Below are 13,688 nucleotides of genomic sequence, written 5' to 3'. Positions count from 1 at the left end.
TGACTCATGTACACCATCGGCTACGCTGCCCAAACGCCCAGCGCACCGCTCGCGCCCTTCACCTTCGAACGCCGCAACCTGCGCCCCAACGATGTGGCCATGCAGATTCTCTACTGCGGCGTCTGTCACTCGGACCTACATCAGGCCCGTGACGACTGGGGCATCAGCCGCTATCCGATTGTGCCCGGACACGAAATCATCGGTCGGGTGACCGAAGTCGGTAGCGCGGTGACCCGCTATAAGGTCGGTGACGCCGTAGCCGTAGGTTGCATGATCGACTCCTGCCAGCAGTGCGACCAGTGCCGCAAAGGCGAAGAGCAGCTGTGCCGGGAAATCAATACCCAGACCTACAACGGCCTCGACCGCATCACCAAAGAACCGACCTACGGCGGCTACTCCAAGCACATTGTGGTGCGTGAGGAATTCGTCCTGCGCGTGCCCGATGGCCTGGACCTGGCCAAAGCCGCGCCGCTGCTGTGCGCCGGCATTACCACCTACTCGCCGTTGCGCACCTGGAATGTCGGGCCGGGCAGCCGGGTGGCGGTCATCGGCCTGGGCGGCCTGGGCCATATGGCGGTGAAACTGGCTGCCGGGATGGGGGCTGTTGTCACCGTGCTAAGCCGCACTGCAGACAAACTTGCCGATGCCCTGGAGCTGGGTGCCGACAAGCTGCTGGTATCGACCGACGCCAAGGCCATGGCCGCTGCGCGCTCCAGTTTCGATCTGATCATCGACACCATCCCCGTGCGCCACGACGTCTCACCCTACATGGCACTACTCGACATCGACGCCACTCTGGTGATCGTCGGCCAGGTCGGCCCCATCGACGAGCAGCTCACCCTGCCCTTCATCCTCGGCCGTCGTCGCCTGGCCGGCTCGCCGATTGGTGGCATCGCCCAGACCCAGGAAATGCTCGACTTCTGCGCGCGCAAAAACATCCTCCCGGACTGCGAAATGATCCGCATGGAACAGATCAACCACGCCTTCGAACGCATGGAGCGCTCGGACGTGCGCTACCGCTTCGTGATCGACATGGCCAGCCTGGACACCCCGAAGACCTGACAGGCAGCGCAATACCTGTGTAGGAGTTGGCGAAGCCGGCGATCGACCGCAACGCGGTCGCAGCCCGGCTCCCAAAAAAACAGCCTGCACCGCCGCTCAACATCTTCATTTTTCAATGCTGGACACCAATAATGGCCAATTAGTAGCATCGCACTCTCGAAACTGCCTTACCCCAACAAAAACAACCAGCCAGGGAGGCTGAATGAGCAGCATTGTCCACCGCCCGATCCACCTCGCACTGCGCCCTGCCCTCACCTGGATCGACACCTGGCAAGGCCCGGACAACGGCCTGATTCGCTGCTGGGAAATCGGTCGCGAACGCGCCCTCAAACACCCCGACATCGCCCGTCGCTGCCTCGCCGGAGAACTGCCGGTACTGGGCTGGAAAGGCGGCGTGGAACGCACCCTGAAGAAACGCGAGAAATTCGGCTCGCTCAAATACCTCGCCCAATGGCAAGGCCTGCGCGGCGAAGACCTGCAGATCGACACCAACGCGGAACTGACCCTCAGTTGCAGCCGCACCGGCATGGTGGTGACCTTTACCCCGGATCAGAGCAAGTACTACAACCCGCAGGTTGAAATCGAAGATTGAGGAGCGTTGCGTCATGGTCGATTTGCATGAGGAATTCCAGAACAGCCGTTTCTATCATCAGGCCCGGATCGACCGGCGTTCTGCCGATGCGTTGCTCGGCATCGCTGCAGGTCTGACGGCAGATAGCAGCATCAATCAGCAGGAAGCCGAGTTCCTCAAAAGCTGGATTGAACAGCACCTGGCCCACCTCGATGATCCGGTCATCAACCTGCTCTACCGACGCCTGGCCGACATGCTCAGCGACGGGGTTCTGGATGCCGACGAGTCGACGGAACTACTGGATGTACTCCAACAGTTCACTGGCGTCCCCAACAGCAGCGTCAGGCCCTTTGCTGCGCCAACCACCCTGCCTCTGAACAATCCCGCCCCCGTATTGGATTGGTCGGAACGGGTATATCTGTTTACCGGAGCCATGGCCTTTGGACCACGCAAAGAGTGCGAAGCGCTGGTGCTTGAGCGAGGTGGATTGATTGGCGGTTCAGTGAGCAAGAAGGTGCACTATCTGGTGGTGGGTAGTGTCGGCAATGAGCAGTGGTTGCACAGTAGTTATGGGACGAAGATCAAGAAGGCGGTGGAAATCAGGGAGGCTGGTGGGGGGATTGCAATTGTTAGTGAGGAGCACTGGCAGAGGGCGGTGTTTGGATGAGGTAGAGTGCCAGCCCCACTCACGGGACTAACACGAGCCCAAGTGGTCACATATACGCGGAAACGCTCGCCCAAGAGGTATGATTGCCAGCTTGTCGATAAGGAGATCGTCATGTCACCCAACAAGGCCTGCCCCGTCATCCTCCGCCGTTCGCCTGACCCTTGCATTCTATTGTTCCAGCATCCACTGGCTGGAGTGCAACTGGTCAAAGGCACCATCGAGACCGGTGAATCACCTGCCCAGGCCGCGCTTCGCGAATTGAAAGAAGAATCCGGGATCGACTCGGCCACGGTTGTCAGCGATTTGGGCTGCTGGGATGCCGGGCATCTGGATCAGATATGGTCGTTTCAACTGTGTGAGCCGCAGGTGGTGCTGCCAGATCAATGGACTCACAACACCCTCGACGACCACGGCCACACTTTCAAATTTTTCTGGGCTCCACTTGATGACTTGCCATTTGCCCTTTGTCATCCGGTCTTTTGCCGGGCATTGATGCACCTGACTGACACGTTGGTGGAGCCCCAAAGCAGCCGCCCGCAGATCCCCGGGCCGTTCACCCTCACCCCTGATCCATAACCTCGGCCACCCCCCGATCCTCACCCAGAAACCCGCCACTCTGGTGGTGCCACAGTTGCGCATAGATGCCGTTCTTTGCGAGCAACTCGGTGTGGGTACCTTGTTCGATAATGCGTCCTTCATCCATGACAATAAGCCGATCCATGGCCGCAATCGTGGACAGCCGATGGGCGATGGCGATCACGGTTTTGCCTTCCATCATTTCATCGAGGCTTTCCTGAATGGCCACTTCTACTTCGGAATCCAGCGCGCTGGTAGCCTCGTCAAGCAGCAGGATCGGGGCGTTCTTGAGCATCACTCGGGCAATCGCGACGCGCTGGCGCTGGCCGCCCGAAAGCTTGATGCCGCGCTCGCCCACCAGGGTGTCGTAACCGGTATGGCCTTGCCGGTCGCTCAGTTGGCTGATGAATTCATCGGCCTGGGCACTGGCTGCGGCGCTACGGACTTGTGCGTCGCTCGCATCGGGTCGGCCGTAGGCGATGTTGTCACGAATGGAACGGTGCAACAGTGACGTATCCTGGGTGACCATGCCGATGGCGCTGCGCAGGCTGTCTTGCGTCACCTGTGCAATGTCTTGTCCGTCAATGCGAATCTGACCGCTGTCGACGTCATAGAAGCGCAGCAGCAAGTTGATCAGCGTGGATTTGCCCGCGCCGGAGCGGCCTACCAGGCCGATTTTTTCACCCGGGCGAATGTGCAGGCTCAGGCCATCGAGCACCTGGCGCTCGCCACTGTAATTGAAGCTGACATTGTCGAAGGTTACTGCCCCGCCGGTGGTCACCAGCACACCCGCATCCGGCGCATCCTTCACCTTGGGGCCGCGGGTAAGGGTTGCCATGCCATCCTGCACGGTGCCGATGCTCTCGAACAGCGACGTCATTTGCCACATGATCCAGTGCGACATGCCATTGATACGCAACGCCATGGCAGTGATTGCCGCCACGGCACCGGCGCCGACTTCACCCTGGTGCCAAAGCCACAGAGCATAGCCACCGGCCGCCATGATCAACGCCACCACCAATGCCTGGTTGACGATCTCGAACTGGCTGACCAGGCGCATCTGGCGAAAGCCGGTTTGCTTGAAGTCCTCCATCGCGGCACGTGCGAAGTGCGCTTCACGATTGGAGTGGGAGAACAGCTTTACTGTGGTGATGTTGGTGTAGGCATCAGAGATACGTCCGGTCATCATCGACCGCGCATTGGCCTGTTCCTGCCCGACCTTCCCCAGACGCGGCACGAAGTACAACATGGCCAGGCCGAACAACACCACCCAGGCAACGAAAGGCAGCATCAGTTTCAGCGCGAAACCGCCTGCCAGGGCGATGATCGCAATGAAATACACCCCAATCCCGGGGGCGATCTCAATCAGGGTGAACAGCAGGTCGCGCACGGCCAACGCCGTCTGCATGACCTTGGTGGTGACCCGGCCGGAAAACTCATCGGAAAAGAACGAAAGGCTTTGCCGCAGCATCAAACGGTGGAAGTCCCAACGCAGTCGCAATGGCAGGTTAATCGCCAATATCTGGTGCTGCACCATGGTGCGCAAGGCTACCAGCCCGATGCTACACACCATGACGATCCCCATGCCCCACAACACCCGGCTTTCCTGCGCCGCCGCCTCCCCCCCTGCCTGCCAGGTGGCGAGCAGATCCACGACCTGACCGAGGAAAGAAAACAGCCAGGCTTCGTAGATCGACACGCTGGCACTGAGCAGCGCAAACACAAGAATATAGCCGCGGGCGCCGCGTGTGCAGGCCCACAGGAACCGAGCCAGACCCTCGGGTGGTGGCGGTACCTCGTCAGGAGGAAAGGGGTCGAGCTTCCGCTCAAATGCACCAAGCATGGTGGTCTCCAAAACGATCAAATTCAGCAGATTCTGCCATCGAACTGTTGCTTTGAGGGATTTGCGAAGGTGAGGTATGGCGCTGTTAACTGCGGGCTCTGAGTGTTGGGTTGCCGGATGCGGGGCTCTCATACCTTGCCAGGGACACGATTGGCAGGGCTAAAAAGGGCCGTTGTCGGGAAGGGCTATGGCCGATTGCTGCCTGTCGCGAAGGGCAGCAACCGACCCTAAGCGGACGGCCGAAGAGGCTGCTAATCATGAAGTAGTTCACCCGTCACGTAATCAAACCGATAGATAGACATGTTGAAATCAACGGCCTCGATGTAATCCGCGGTTAAGCAAAAATTTTCAGAGAATATGTCTGCGCCAGAGACTTGCCAGATTATGACGCCATCCATGGACAGGCGAGTAATCTCCAGTTCGCCGTGTGAAAGGAGAGCACCTTGTTGGTTTTCATAGTGGATGCCAAAGCACGTTGCGCTGTCGACCTGAACGGACCAGAGAAGCTGATAGGGAAGCTCTAGCGACAAACAGGCGATGTGGTCGCCGACGGCCAAATAGAGCTTGTCGTCGAGCACGAGTACCGAATGCTTATGGATTGCGGTGCATCCTCCCCCAGCACCAATTACCAGGATGCTGACTCCATTTAATTTCACACCATGGATAGACGTGATCGACTTGTCCGTAAGGAGGATCTCGAGAGCATAGGGCTGTGCGTTGTCAGTGGAATTAAACGAGTAAGTAGGCTCGTCAACTATTTCGATCAGCCCGCATGAGGTGTGCATGTCCATATGATTGCTATTTTCTGGCCCGTTTACGATCAGATTATGCCTCAGGTTGGATCTTGAAAGCCGTTGAGAAGGAACGTCCGCTTTTGGCCGTTAGCTGCCTTTCCTAAAAGGCAGTTTTGGTTCGGATGCTGGCAATACTATGCCCGCTTAACTCCCCCTTGCCCTCCCCCACCCAGCACGCTACTCTCCCCCGGTCGCTGCCAATTCAGCGATCGGGTGTGCAAGCCCGACAGATATGGAGCAATCAGTACCTTGAGACCTTCCCGGCGCGTCTTTACGCCTGAGGAATCGTTTTATGGTGGCTGTGCGTGGGAGACCTTCGGGTCTGCCGGGTCCTATATCCTCGGTCTTGCACACCTGCGCACAGCTGCCACCCATTCGTGTGCAAGCGGATGCTGGCAGTTTCCTGGCTGATATAGGAGTTGCAGCATGTCCAAGATCGTTCCTGATCCACCGCCAGCCGGCGCTCTCCCACACACTGCCAGTACCCCTTTCGGTACCTGTGCCGCAGGTCATCCACCCTTGTTCACCGTGCGCGCCGGTATCGAAGCACATGACGCTTTGGTACATGCGTCGATGTACTTGCGATGCGCCAATGACACGGGGATGCAGGCCTGTGACAAGGTCGACCCGAACACCCGCGGGTTGATCTGGTCGACGCTGCATTCCATCGAGATGGCCAAAGGGTTGGTCGATGCGTTGCTCGATGGTATCGAGGAAGAGATGGCGGAACGTCGGGTACCGAAATAACCAATCTGGTCTTAAGTAGCATCGCACTGAGGCCGCAGATGCGGCCCACCACCGACAATCATTATCACTGCTGCCAATGAGTCAAAAAGCCCGCCTACAGAGCCTCCACCCAAGTCTGCGAAACGCTCAACCTCTCAATCTCCCTGGCGATGGCCTTCGCCCCGAAACACCGAAATTTGACGCTACCCGCATCGGTCTCCACACACACGATGTTAGTGATGTAGCCATGTTCGACGCTGACCTTTCGAATCAATGCCAATGGCACTTCAATATCCAGCGTGCCGTGCTGAACAAAGCGATTCATGGCGTTGGCGCTCAGGCGAATTACGCTTTGGGTAACCACCAGTTTGCCGCCGACCCACAGCCCTCCGGATACCTGCTTGAAGACCTCCATCAAGGCGGACAATGAACTCGCATTGCCAAAGGCGCTGACGCTCCTGTGATTGATCCTGGCGTCAGCCACAAGAAAATTGACCAGCTTGGTCTTCAGGATTTGTTCGGCCACTCGGCGCCTCCCGATTGAGCTGTTTCCATAAAATCAGGCGCCGAAGCCTACTGCTGCGCGGTCCAGACCGCCAGCTCATAGCCGTCCGGGTCAATGAAATGAAACCTACGCCCTCCGGGAAATGCAAAGGTGTCGCGGCTGATCACAGCGCCAAGGCCTTCAAGACGCTGCTGCACTGCCTCAAGATCATCCGCATACAGGATGATCAATGGCCCACCCGGCCGAACGGCCTCGCCGGTGGTGAAACCACCGGTAAGCCGACCATCACTGAACTCGGTATAGCTCGGGGCGTAATCGACGAATGTCCAGCCGAACGCAGCGCCATAGAAGGCTTTGCTGCGAGCGATGTCGCTGACGTTGAACTCAATGTTGTCAATCTGACGATCATTCCCTCGAACACTCATGCCTGGCTCCTTGCTGATTGGTGTTTGGCTGCCATGTGTTCATACCCCATGGCTGGCGGTGACTACAACCCACGGAGTGAAATCGACGAATAACCAGGCAAGCAGCGACAGCCCCCTGACTTCAATCAGCGACACTTTCGGTATCTTCAGACTTCGTTAAGGATTGCCGCAAATACTCCTCCCAAGACCTTTCCTGGGAGGCATCACGTCATGCCCGATTTCGACTGGAACATTCCTCTGCCCTTGCGCTTCGGTGCAACGCCGGACGCTCCCCTGACCCTGGCCAGAGCCATACCCGGCGAACACCAGCGCAACACCTACGAAGCGTTCATCCAGGAGCGTTTTCGCAAGGCCCATGGCGCGCGTATCCAGCAATTCATGCCCGAACTGTTCGGGGTCAGCGATGCCCGCGGGACGCTCTGCGCGGTGGCCGGCGTGCGCCTGGCCAGCGCCGGGCCGTTGTTTCTCGAACGTTACCTGGATGAACCGATCGAGCCGCTGCTCAGCGGTGCAAGCGGCGAACCGGTGGCGCGCACGGCAATCGTCGAAGTCGGCAACCTCGCAGCTGCCGATACCGGCAGCGCACGCCTTAGCATCATTGCCATCACCTACCTGCTGGCCATGGGCGGGCTGGAGTGGGTCGCGTTCACCGGCAGCATCGGTCTGGTGAACAGCTTCCATCGCCTGGGGCTGAAACCGCAGACCCTCTGCGCAGCGGACCCGCTACGGCTCGGTGAAGATCGGCACGACTGGGGCAGTTATTACCAGAGTCAGCCAAAGGTGCATGCCGGCAACATCCGCGCCGGCTTCATCCACTTGCGAAATGCCGGCCTGTTGAATCGCCTCGGCCTGCCGACCTGCACAGCGGAGGCCAGCGATGTCGCCTGAGTTGAGGTATTTCCAGCAAACACTACACCAGCACGCCGAACGTACGCCGCACGCCATTGCCTTGTGGGGCGACAACCTGAAGGTCGACTACGCCACCCTCTGCACCGGGGTAGCGGCTCGGCAACAACGGTTACGCGATGAACAGGCGAAGGTGGTCGCCCTGGCGCTGGACAACGGTGTGGACGCGCTGCTCTGGGATCTGGCGCTGTTGATCGAAGGGCTGACCTGCGTAACGTTGCCCGCTTTTTTCAGCCCATCGCAGCGCAAGCACTGCCTTGAACGCAGCGGCGCCAGCCTGGTGATCGCCGAACCGGCAATGGCACCGGAGCTACAGGCAGCCGGGTATCTGCAGCGGGGCGATGTCTGGTATCGCCATGAGCTGGCCGACACCTGCATGCCCGAAGGTACGGCCAAACTGACCTTCACTTCCGGCACCACCGGCACGCCCAAGGGTGTGTGCCTGAGTGTCGCGAGCATCCTGAGTGTCGCCCGCGCGTTGCACCAGGCCAGCAAAGCCAAAGATCCGCAGCATCACCTGGCGCTACTGCCGCTGGCGATACTGCTGGAAAACCTGGGCTGCTATGCCGCGCTACTGGCGGGCGCAACCCTGAGCCTGCCTGGCCCGCAGACCCTGGGTATCCAGGGTGCCACGGGCATCGATACACCGCGGTTGCTGGGTTTTCTGGCCGAACGTGCGCCGCACAGTGTGATTCTGGTGCCGCAGTTGCTGTTGCTGCTGGTCAGCGCCGCCGAACAACACGCCTTCAATCCGCGCGCCTTGCGCTTTGCCGCGGTGGGCGGCGCCCGGGTCAGCACAGCACTGCTCGCCCGTGCCCAGCAGGTTGGCATGCCGGTTTACGAAGGCTACGGGTTATCGGAATGTGCTTCGGTGGTGTGCCTGAACCAACCCCAGGCTTGCCGTCCCGGCAGTGTCGGGCGGCCGCTGCCCCACCTGCAGGTACGCCTGGCCGAAGATGGCGAAGTGCTGGTCAAGGGCCCGACCCTGCTCGGCTATCTGGGCGAGCCTGCGCAGACCTGCGAATGGTGGGCCAGCGGCGACCTCGGGGAATTCGATGCCGACGGCTACCTGTACCTCAAGGGGCGCAAGAAGCACCAGTTCGTCACCAGCTTCGGTCGCAACGTGAACCCGGAATGGGTCGAGGCCGAACTCACCCAACGCGGCGTGATCGCACAGGCCTTCGTCTACGGCGAAGCCATGCCCTGTAACCATGCGCTGCTCTGGCCGCAGCGTTCTGACTGCACCGATGAGCAACTGGCGGCCGCCGTGGCGCAAGCCAACCAGTCGCTACCCGACTACGCCCGGGCCCATCGCTGGACCCGACTCGAGCAACCCTTCACGCCCGACAATGGCCTGCTGACCGTCAATGGCCGCCCGCGCCGGGATGCCATCGCCGAACGCTACCGCATGCTCCTGAGCGCAGGCGAATTCTCCGAGGACACCGCACGATGAGCTTTTTCGACACCTTGCAACACTCGACCGCCGATGAACGCCAGGCCTTGTTCAGCCTGCCGATCATCCGCGATGCCCTTGAAGGCAAAGTCAGCCTGGACAGCTACCGGGAATTTTTGACCCAGGCTTACTATCACGTGCGCCATACCGTACCGCTGATGATGGCCTGTGGTGCACGTTTGCCGTCGCGCCTGGAATGGCTGCGCCAGGCCGTCTGCGACTATATCGAGGACGAGTACGGGCACGAGGCCTGGGTACTCGACGACATCGAGGCCTGTGGTGGCGATAAGGAGGCCGTGCGCAACGGTCGCCCGGCAGTGCCGATCGAGCTGATGGTCAGCTTCCTCTACGACCTGATCGCTCGCGACAACCCGGTCGGCCTGTTCGGTATGGTCAATGTTCTGGAGGGCACCAGTATTGCCCTGGCGACGCATGCTGCCGGCAGCATTCAGGCCGGTCTGAAACTGCCGGACACTGCCTTCAGCTACCTCAACTCCCACGGTGCGCTGGATATCGGGCACATGCAGACCTACCGCCGTTTGATGGACCAGCTCGACGACCCGCACGACCAGGCCGCTGTAATCCATGCCTCACGGGTGGTGTACCGGCTGTACACCGATATGTTCCGTGGTTTGCCACGGGACGGGGAGCAGACGCATGCGCCTGTCTGATGCTCGTGTGGTGTTGACCGGTGCCAGCGGTGGTATCGGCCTGGCAATCGCCCAGGGTCTGTGTGCCGAGGGGGCGCGAGTGATTGCCGTGTCCCGCCACCGGGACATGCTGGAATCGCTGTTGTTGAGCTACCCAGAGAGCATTTCCTGGATCGCTGCAGACCTGACCACCGCCAGCGACCGGAGCAAGGTCCTGCTGGCTGCCCAGGCCATCGGTGGCATCAACCTGCTGATCAACGCAGCGGGCATCAACCGTTTTGCGATGATCGAACAGCTGGACGACAGCGAGATCAACGCCATGCTGGCAGTCAATGTCGGCGCCCCACTGTGCCTGACAAAAAGCCTGCTGCCATTACTGCGCAAGGCCAAAAGTGCCATGGTGGTGAATGTGGGCTCGACCTATGGCTCAATCGCCTATCCTGGCTATGCCACTTACAGTGCCAGCAAATTCGCCTTGCGCGGATTCTCCGAAGCGTTGCGCCGTGAACTGGCCGACACCAGCGTCAATGTGCTGTACGTAGCCCCTCGTGCGACCCGCACGAGCATGAACAGCGTGGCGGCACAGGCGCTCAACGACGCACTCAAGTCCGGGGTCGACGAGCCACAGCAAGTGGCGGCGGCAGTGCTGCGCGCCATCACCAATGATCATCGCGACCTGTACCTGGGCTGGCCGGAGCGCTTCTTCGTACGCCTGAATACTCTGCTCCCCAATCTTGTCGACCGTGGCTTGCGCAAGCACTTGCCACTGATCCGTCGTCTGAGCCAGAAACCCACGAAGGAAGACCTCAAGCCATGAACAAACCAGCCATCTGCATGCTCATCGGTCTGCTCAGCCAGGGCGCCTGGGCGGCGCTGGATGCCGGCGATCAGCAACGCCTTGCCGAGATCCAGCAGCGCTGGGCAACCATTCAGTATCAGTTACCAGCCGCACAACGCCCCGCGGCGTTCGAACAGCTCGCCAGCCGGACGGCGGCGCTTACCCATGATCAGCCGGCAGCGGCGGAAGCGTGGATCTGGTCGGGCATCGTCACCAGCAGCTGGGCCGGCGCCCAGGGCGGGCTGGGCGCGTTGAGCAAGGTCAAGGCAGCCAAAGCCGACCTTGAGAAAGCCTTGAGCCTGGACCCCAAGGCATTGCAAGGCTCGGCCTACACCAGCCTGGCAGCGCTGTATGACCGGGTACCGGGCTGGCCGATCGGTTTCGGCGATGCCGACAAGGCTGAGCAGTTGCTCCAGCAGGCGTTGCAGGTCAACCCCGACGGCATCGACAGCCTGTACTTCTGGGGCGATCACCTCTACCGTCAGAAGAAATACGGCGAAGCCCGGACAGCCTTGCAGAAGGCCCTGCAAGCAGCACCACGACCGGGTCGGGAAAGCGCGGACGCAGGTCGTCGTGACGAAATCAAAGCGTTGCTGGTCGACATCCACAAGAAAGTTGACTGACAGGAGTTCCGGTGCGGCTATTACTGATCGAAGACGACGTCGCCCTCGGTGAGGGCATTCATCAGGCCTTGGGCCGCGAGGGCTACACGGTCGACTGGCTGCAGGACGGCAGCAGCGCCTTGCACTCGCTGCTCAGCGAAACCTTCGACCTGGCCGTGCTCGACCTTGGCCTGCCGCGCCTGGACGGGCTGGAAGTGCTGCGCCGCCTGCGCCAAAGCGGCTCGGCATTGCCGGTGTTGATCCTGACGGCCAGAGATGCAACCGAAGACCGCATTGCCGGGCTGGATGCCGGTGCAGACGACTACCTGGTCAAACCCTTTGACCTGAATGAACTCAAGGCCCGGCTGCGCGCGCTGCTGCGACGTTGCGCCGGACGCGCCAGCGCACTGATCCAGCATGCTGGCATCACGCTGGACCCCGGCAACCAGCAGGTCACCTATAACGGTCGGCTCGTGTCCCTGACGCCCAAGGAATATCAGCTGCTGCACGAACTGCTGTCGCCCCCCGGCCGGGTGATGACGCGCGAGCGCCTGACCCAGTTGTTGTACGGCTGGAATGAAGAAGCCGAGAGCAACACCCTGGAAGTCCACATCCACCACTTGCGCAAAAAGTTCTCCACCGACCTGATCCGCACGATCCGTGGTGTCGGTTACCGGGTAGAACAGGGCTCATGACTTCGATCCGGCGGCGCACCCTGACCTTGATCATCGGCCTGATGCTGTCCGGGCTGCTGGTGATCAGTCTGCTCAACCTGCACGACAGCAATCACGAAATCGCCGAGGTTTACGACGCCCAACTGGCGCAGAACGCACGGCTGCTCCAGGGCGTCATGCGCATGCCCGTGGCGACGCGCGAACATAACGAGCTTTATCAAGCCTTCAACAAAGCCCTGGGCGAAGCCATGCCCAGGGTCGATGGCCATCCCTATGAAAGCAAGATCGCTTTCCAGGTGTGGAACCCGCAAGGCGATGTGCTGGTACAGACCGCCAGTGCCCCGGCCTTCGAGCGAGCACCGACAACCGCAGGTTTCAGCGATGTGACCGACCTCAAACAGCGCACCTGGCGTGGGTTTCTGCTCGAAGACAAGGAAAACCACCTGCGTATATGGGTCGGCGAACGCGACGATGTCCGCTCGGACCTGGTAGGCCGCATCGTGCGCCATACCCTCTGGCCCAATGTGCTCGGCAGCCTGATCCTCGTTGCATTGGTGTGGCTGGCGATTGGCTGGGGGCTCAAGCCGCTGGCGGACATGGCGGCGACCTTGCGCGCACGGCATGCAGGCTCGCTTGAACCGCTGAAGATGATGCCGCTGCCCACGGAGCTTGAGCCCATGCAGTCGGCACTCAACCGGATGCTGGCGCAGATCGAGGATGTATTGGGCCGTGAGCGCCGCTTCATCGCCGATGCCGCGCATGAAATGCGCACACCCCTGGCGGTACTGCGGGTACACGCACAGAACCTGCTGGAAGCCGGGACACCGGAGCAGCGTCGCGAGTCGTTGAACTACTTGATCAGTGGCGTGGACCGCACCACCCGGCTGGTCAATCAACTGCTGACCATGGCCCGCCTGGAGCCCCAGGCCAGCACCCGCAAAGCGTTGCAGACTGACCTTCAAAGCACCGTTCGCGACAGCCTTGCGCAACTCACTGCCTGGCTGCTGGACAAAGGCCTGGAGCTGGAGTTCGACGTTGAGCCAGGCGATTATCGGGCGCAGGTAGACAATGCGGCGATCACTATCGCATTGCACAACCTGCTCACCAATGCGGCGAACTTTTCACCGGCCAAGGGCCTGATCACCGTGCGCCTGGCCTGCCGGGACAAGCATTTCGAACTGTCGGTCGAAGATGACGGACCGGGCATCGACGAGGCAGAGCGTGAGCGGCTTTTCGAACGTTTCTACAGCCGTGGCAATGACCAGGGCGCAGGCTTGGGCTTGACCATCGTGCAGACTATTGCCATGCGACTCGGTGGCCAGGTCAGGCTGGAAAACCGCGCGGTAGGCGGGCTGAAGGCTACGCTGGAAATCCGCCGGACTTAGGCTTGCAATGG

16 protein-coding genes are annotated in these 13,688 nt (G+C 60.5%); 12 read left to right on the top strand and 4 right to left on the bottom strand.

What is annotated here, in order from left to right; genetic code table 11:
* Nucleotides 1-6 precede the first annotated feature (6 nt).
* From ACVI9W_RS21390 to ACVI9W_RS21375, 4 genes are all read left to right on the top strand, one after another.
* On the top strand, nt 7-1,062 hold the full coding sequence (locus ACVI9W_RS21390; protein ID WP_461531104.1) for an NAD(P)-dependent alcohol dehydrogenase: 1,056 nt from the start codon (nt 7-9) through the stop codon (nt 1,060-1,062).
* A 202-nt stretch (nt 1,063-1,264) separates the two neighbouring features.
* The gene (locus ACVI9W_RS21385; protein ID WP_461531103.1) at nt 1,265-1,654 is read left to right on the top strand and encodes a hypothetical protein; all 390 of its coding nucleotides are present in this window, start codon (nt 1,265-1,267) and stop codon (nt 1,652-1,654) included.
* A 13-nt stretch (nt 1,655-1,667) separates the two neighbouring features.
* Nucleotides 1,668-2,300, top strand: coding sequence for a BRCT domain-containing protein (locus ACVI9W_RS21380; RefSeq protein WP_461531102.1), 633 nt, complete (start codon nt 1,668-1,670; stop codon nt 2,298-2,300).
* Nucleotides 2,301-2,411: 111 nt separating this feature from the next.
* Entirely contained in the window at nt 2,412-2,876 is a 465-nt protein-coding gene (locus ACVI9W_RS21375) for an NUDIX hydrolase (protein ID WP_461531101.1), read from the top strand.
* Here the strand turns inward: ACVI9W_RS21375 and ACVI9W_RS21370 are convergent.
* Both ACVI9W_RS21370 and ACVI9W_RS21365 read right to left on the bottom strand, forming a co-directional pair.
* Nucleotides 2,860-4,719, bottom strand: coding sequence for an ABC transporter ATP-binding protein (locus ACVI9W_RS21370; protein ID WP_461531100.1), 1,860 nt, complete (start codon nt 4,717-4,719; stop codon nt 2,860-2,862). The genes ACVI9W_RS21375 and ACVI9W_RS21370 overlap by 17 nt on opposite strands.
* A 251-nt stretch (nt 4,720-4,970) precedes the next feature.
* Entirely contained in the window at nt 4,971-5,510 is a 540-nt protein-coding gene (locus ACVI9W_RS21365; protein ID WP_342622622.1) for a hypothetical protein, read from the bottom strand.
* A 429-nt stretch (nt 5,511-5,939) separates the two neighbouring features.
* On the opposite strand from ACVI9W_RS21365, the gene ACVI9W_RS21360 reads away from it, so the two are divergent.
* Nucleotides 5,940-6,260, top strand: coding sequence for a DUF6124 family protein (locus ACVI9W_RS21360; RefSeq protein ID WP_461531099.1), 321 nt, complete (start codon nt 5,940-5,942; stop codon nt 6,258-6,260).
* A gap of 94 nt (nt 6,261-6,354) precedes the next feature.
* On the opposite strand, the gene ACVI9W_RS21355 is transcribed toward ACVI9W_RS21360, so the two are convergent.
* On the bottom strand, nt 6,355-6,765 hold the full coding sequence (locus tag ACVI9W_RS21355; protein WP_461531098.1) for a hypothetical protein: 411 nt from the start codon (nt 6,763-6,765) through the stop codon (nt 6,355-6,357).
* A gap of 47 nt (nt 6,766-6,812) precedes the next feature.
* A complete protein-coding gene (locus ACVI9W_RS21350; protein ID WP_461531097.1) occupies nt 6,813-7,169 on the bottom strand; it encodes a VOC family protein in 357 nt (118 codons plus the stop codon).
* A 210-nt stretch (nt 7,170-7,379) separates the two neighbouring features.
* Here ACVI9W_RS21350 and ACVI9W_RS21345 point away from each other — a divergent pair, with 210 nt between their 5' ends.
* Genes ACVI9W_RS21345 through ACVI9W_RS21315 form a run of 7 tightly spaced genes read left to right on the top strand, consistent with a single transcriptional unit; the run spans nt 7,380 to nt 13,677 of the window.
* A complete protein-coding gene (locus ACVI9W_RS21345; RefSeq protein ID WP_157191946.1) occupies nt 7,380-8,057 on the top strand; it encodes a thermostable hemolysin in 678 nt (225 codons plus the stop codon).
* Nucleotides 8,047-9,528 carry an AMP-binding protein gene (locus ACVI9W_RS21340; RefSeq protein ID WP_461531096.1) on the top strand — a complete coding sequence of 494 codons (1,482 nt, stop codon included), beginning with the start codon at nt 8,047-8,049 and terminating at the stop codon, nt 9,526-9,528. The genes ACVI9W_RS21345 and ACVI9W_RS21340 overlap by 11 nt, the downstream gene beginning before the upstream one ends.
* On the top strand, nt 9,525-10,199 hold the full coding sequence (locus tag ACVI9W_RS21335; protein ID WP_461531095.1) for a TenA family transcriptional regulator: 675 nt from the start codon (nt 9,525-9,527) through the stop codon (nt 10,197-10,199). The genes ACVI9W_RS21340 and ACVI9W_RS21335 overlap by 4 nt, the downstream gene beginning before the upstream one ends.
* On the top strand, nt 10,186-10,995 hold the full coding sequence (locus tag ACVI9W_RS21330) for an SDR family oxidoreductase (RefSeq protein WP_461531094.1): 810 nt from the start codon (nt 10,186-10,188) through the stop codon (nt 10,993-10,995). The genes ACVI9W_RS21335 and ACVI9W_RS21330 overlap by 14 nt, the downstream gene beginning before the upstream one ends.
* Nucleotides 10,992-11,639, top strand: coding sequence for a tetratricopeptide repeat protein (locus ACVI9W_RS21325; RefSeq protein ID WP_461531093.1), 648 nt, complete (start codon nt 10,992-10,994; stop codon nt 11,637-11,639). Before ACVI9W_RS21330 ends, ACVI9W_RS21325 begins: the two co-directional genes overlap by 4 nt.
* 11 nt (nt 11,640-11,650) lie before the next feature.
* Nucleotides 11,651-12,313, top strand: coding sequence for a response regulator (locus ACVI9W_RS21320; RefSeq protein WP_038609348.1), 663 nt, complete (start codon nt 11,651-11,653; stop codon nt 12,311-12,313).
* Entirely contained in the window at nt 12,310-13,677 is a 1,368-nt protein-coding gene (locus ACVI9W_RS21315) for an ATP-binding protein (RefSeq protein WP_461531092.1), read from the top strand. Before ACVI9W_RS21320 ends, ACVI9W_RS21315 begins: the two co-directional genes overlap by 4 nt.
* Nucleotides 13,678-13,688 lie beyond the last annotated feature (11 nt).

This window comes from Pseudomonas sp. 210_17 TE3656 (genome assembly GCF_054821965.1).
This window is presented reverse-complemented; position numbering and strand designations above follow the sequence as displayed.

What these genes read in the sequence shown, in the direction of transcription:
- ACVI9W_RS21390 (WP_461531104.1), top strand. Translation starts at nt 7, where the DNA reads ATGTACACCATCGGCTACGCTGCCCAAACGCCCAGCGCACCGCTCGCG.
- ACVI9W_RS21385 (WP_461531103.1), top strand. Translation starts at nt 1,265, where the DNA reads ATGAGCAGCATTGTCCACCGCCCGATCCACCTCGCACTGCGCCCTGCC.
- ACVI9W_RS21380 (WP_461531102.1), top strand. Translation starts at nt 1,668, where the DNA reads ATGGTCGATTTGCATGAGGAATTCCAGAACAGCCGTTTCTATCATCAG.
- ACVI9W_RS21375 (WP_461531101.1), top strand. Translation starts at nt 2,412, where the DNA reads ATGTCACCCAACAAGGCCTGCCCCGTCATCCTCCGCCGTTCGCCTGAC.
- ACVI9W_RS21370 (WP_461531100.1), bottom strand. Translation starts at nt 4,719, where the DNA reads ATGCTTGGTGCATTTGAGCGGAAGCTCGACCCCTTTCCTCCTGACGAG.
- ACVI9W_RS21365 (WP_342622622.1), bottom strand. Translation starts at nt 5,510, where the DNA reads ATGGACATGCACACCTCATGCGGGCTGATCGAAATAGTTGACGAGCCT.
- ACVI9W_RS21360 (WP_461531099.1), top strand. Translation starts at nt 5,940, where the DNA reads ATGTCCAAGATCGTTCCTGATCCACCGCCAGCCGGCGCTCTCCCACAC.
- ACVI9W_RS21350 (WP_461531097.1), bottom strand. Translation starts at nt 7,169, where the DNA reads ATGAGTGTTCGAGGGAATGATCGTCAGATTGACAACATTGAGTTCAAC.
- ACVI9W_RS21345 (WP_157191946.1), top strand. Translation starts at nt 7,380, where the DNA reads ATGCCCGATTTCGACTGGAACATTCCTCTGCCCTTGCGCTTCGGTGCA.
- ACVI9W_RS21340 (WP_461531096.1), top strand. Translation starts at nt 8,047, where the DNA reads ATGTCGCCTGAGTTGAGGTATTTCCAGCAAACACTACACCAGCACGCC.
- ACVI9W_RS21335 (WP_461531095.1), top strand. Translation starts at nt 9,525, where the DNA reads ATGAGCTTTTTCGACACCTTGCAACACTCGACCGCCGATGAACGCCAG.
- ACVI9W_RS21330 (WP_461531094.1), top strand. Translation starts at nt 10,186, where the DNA reads ATGCGCCTGTCTGATGCTCGTGTGGTGTTGACCGGTGCCAGCGGTGGT.
- ACVI9W_RS21325 (WP_461531093.1), top strand. Translation starts at nt 10,992, where the DNA reads ATGAACAAACCAGCCATCTGCATGCTCATCGGTCTGCTCAGCCAGGGC.
- ACVI9W_RS21315 (WP_461531092.1), top strand. Translation starts at nt 12,310, where the DNA reads ATGACTTCGATCCGGCGGCGCACCCTGACCTTGATCATCGGCCTGATG.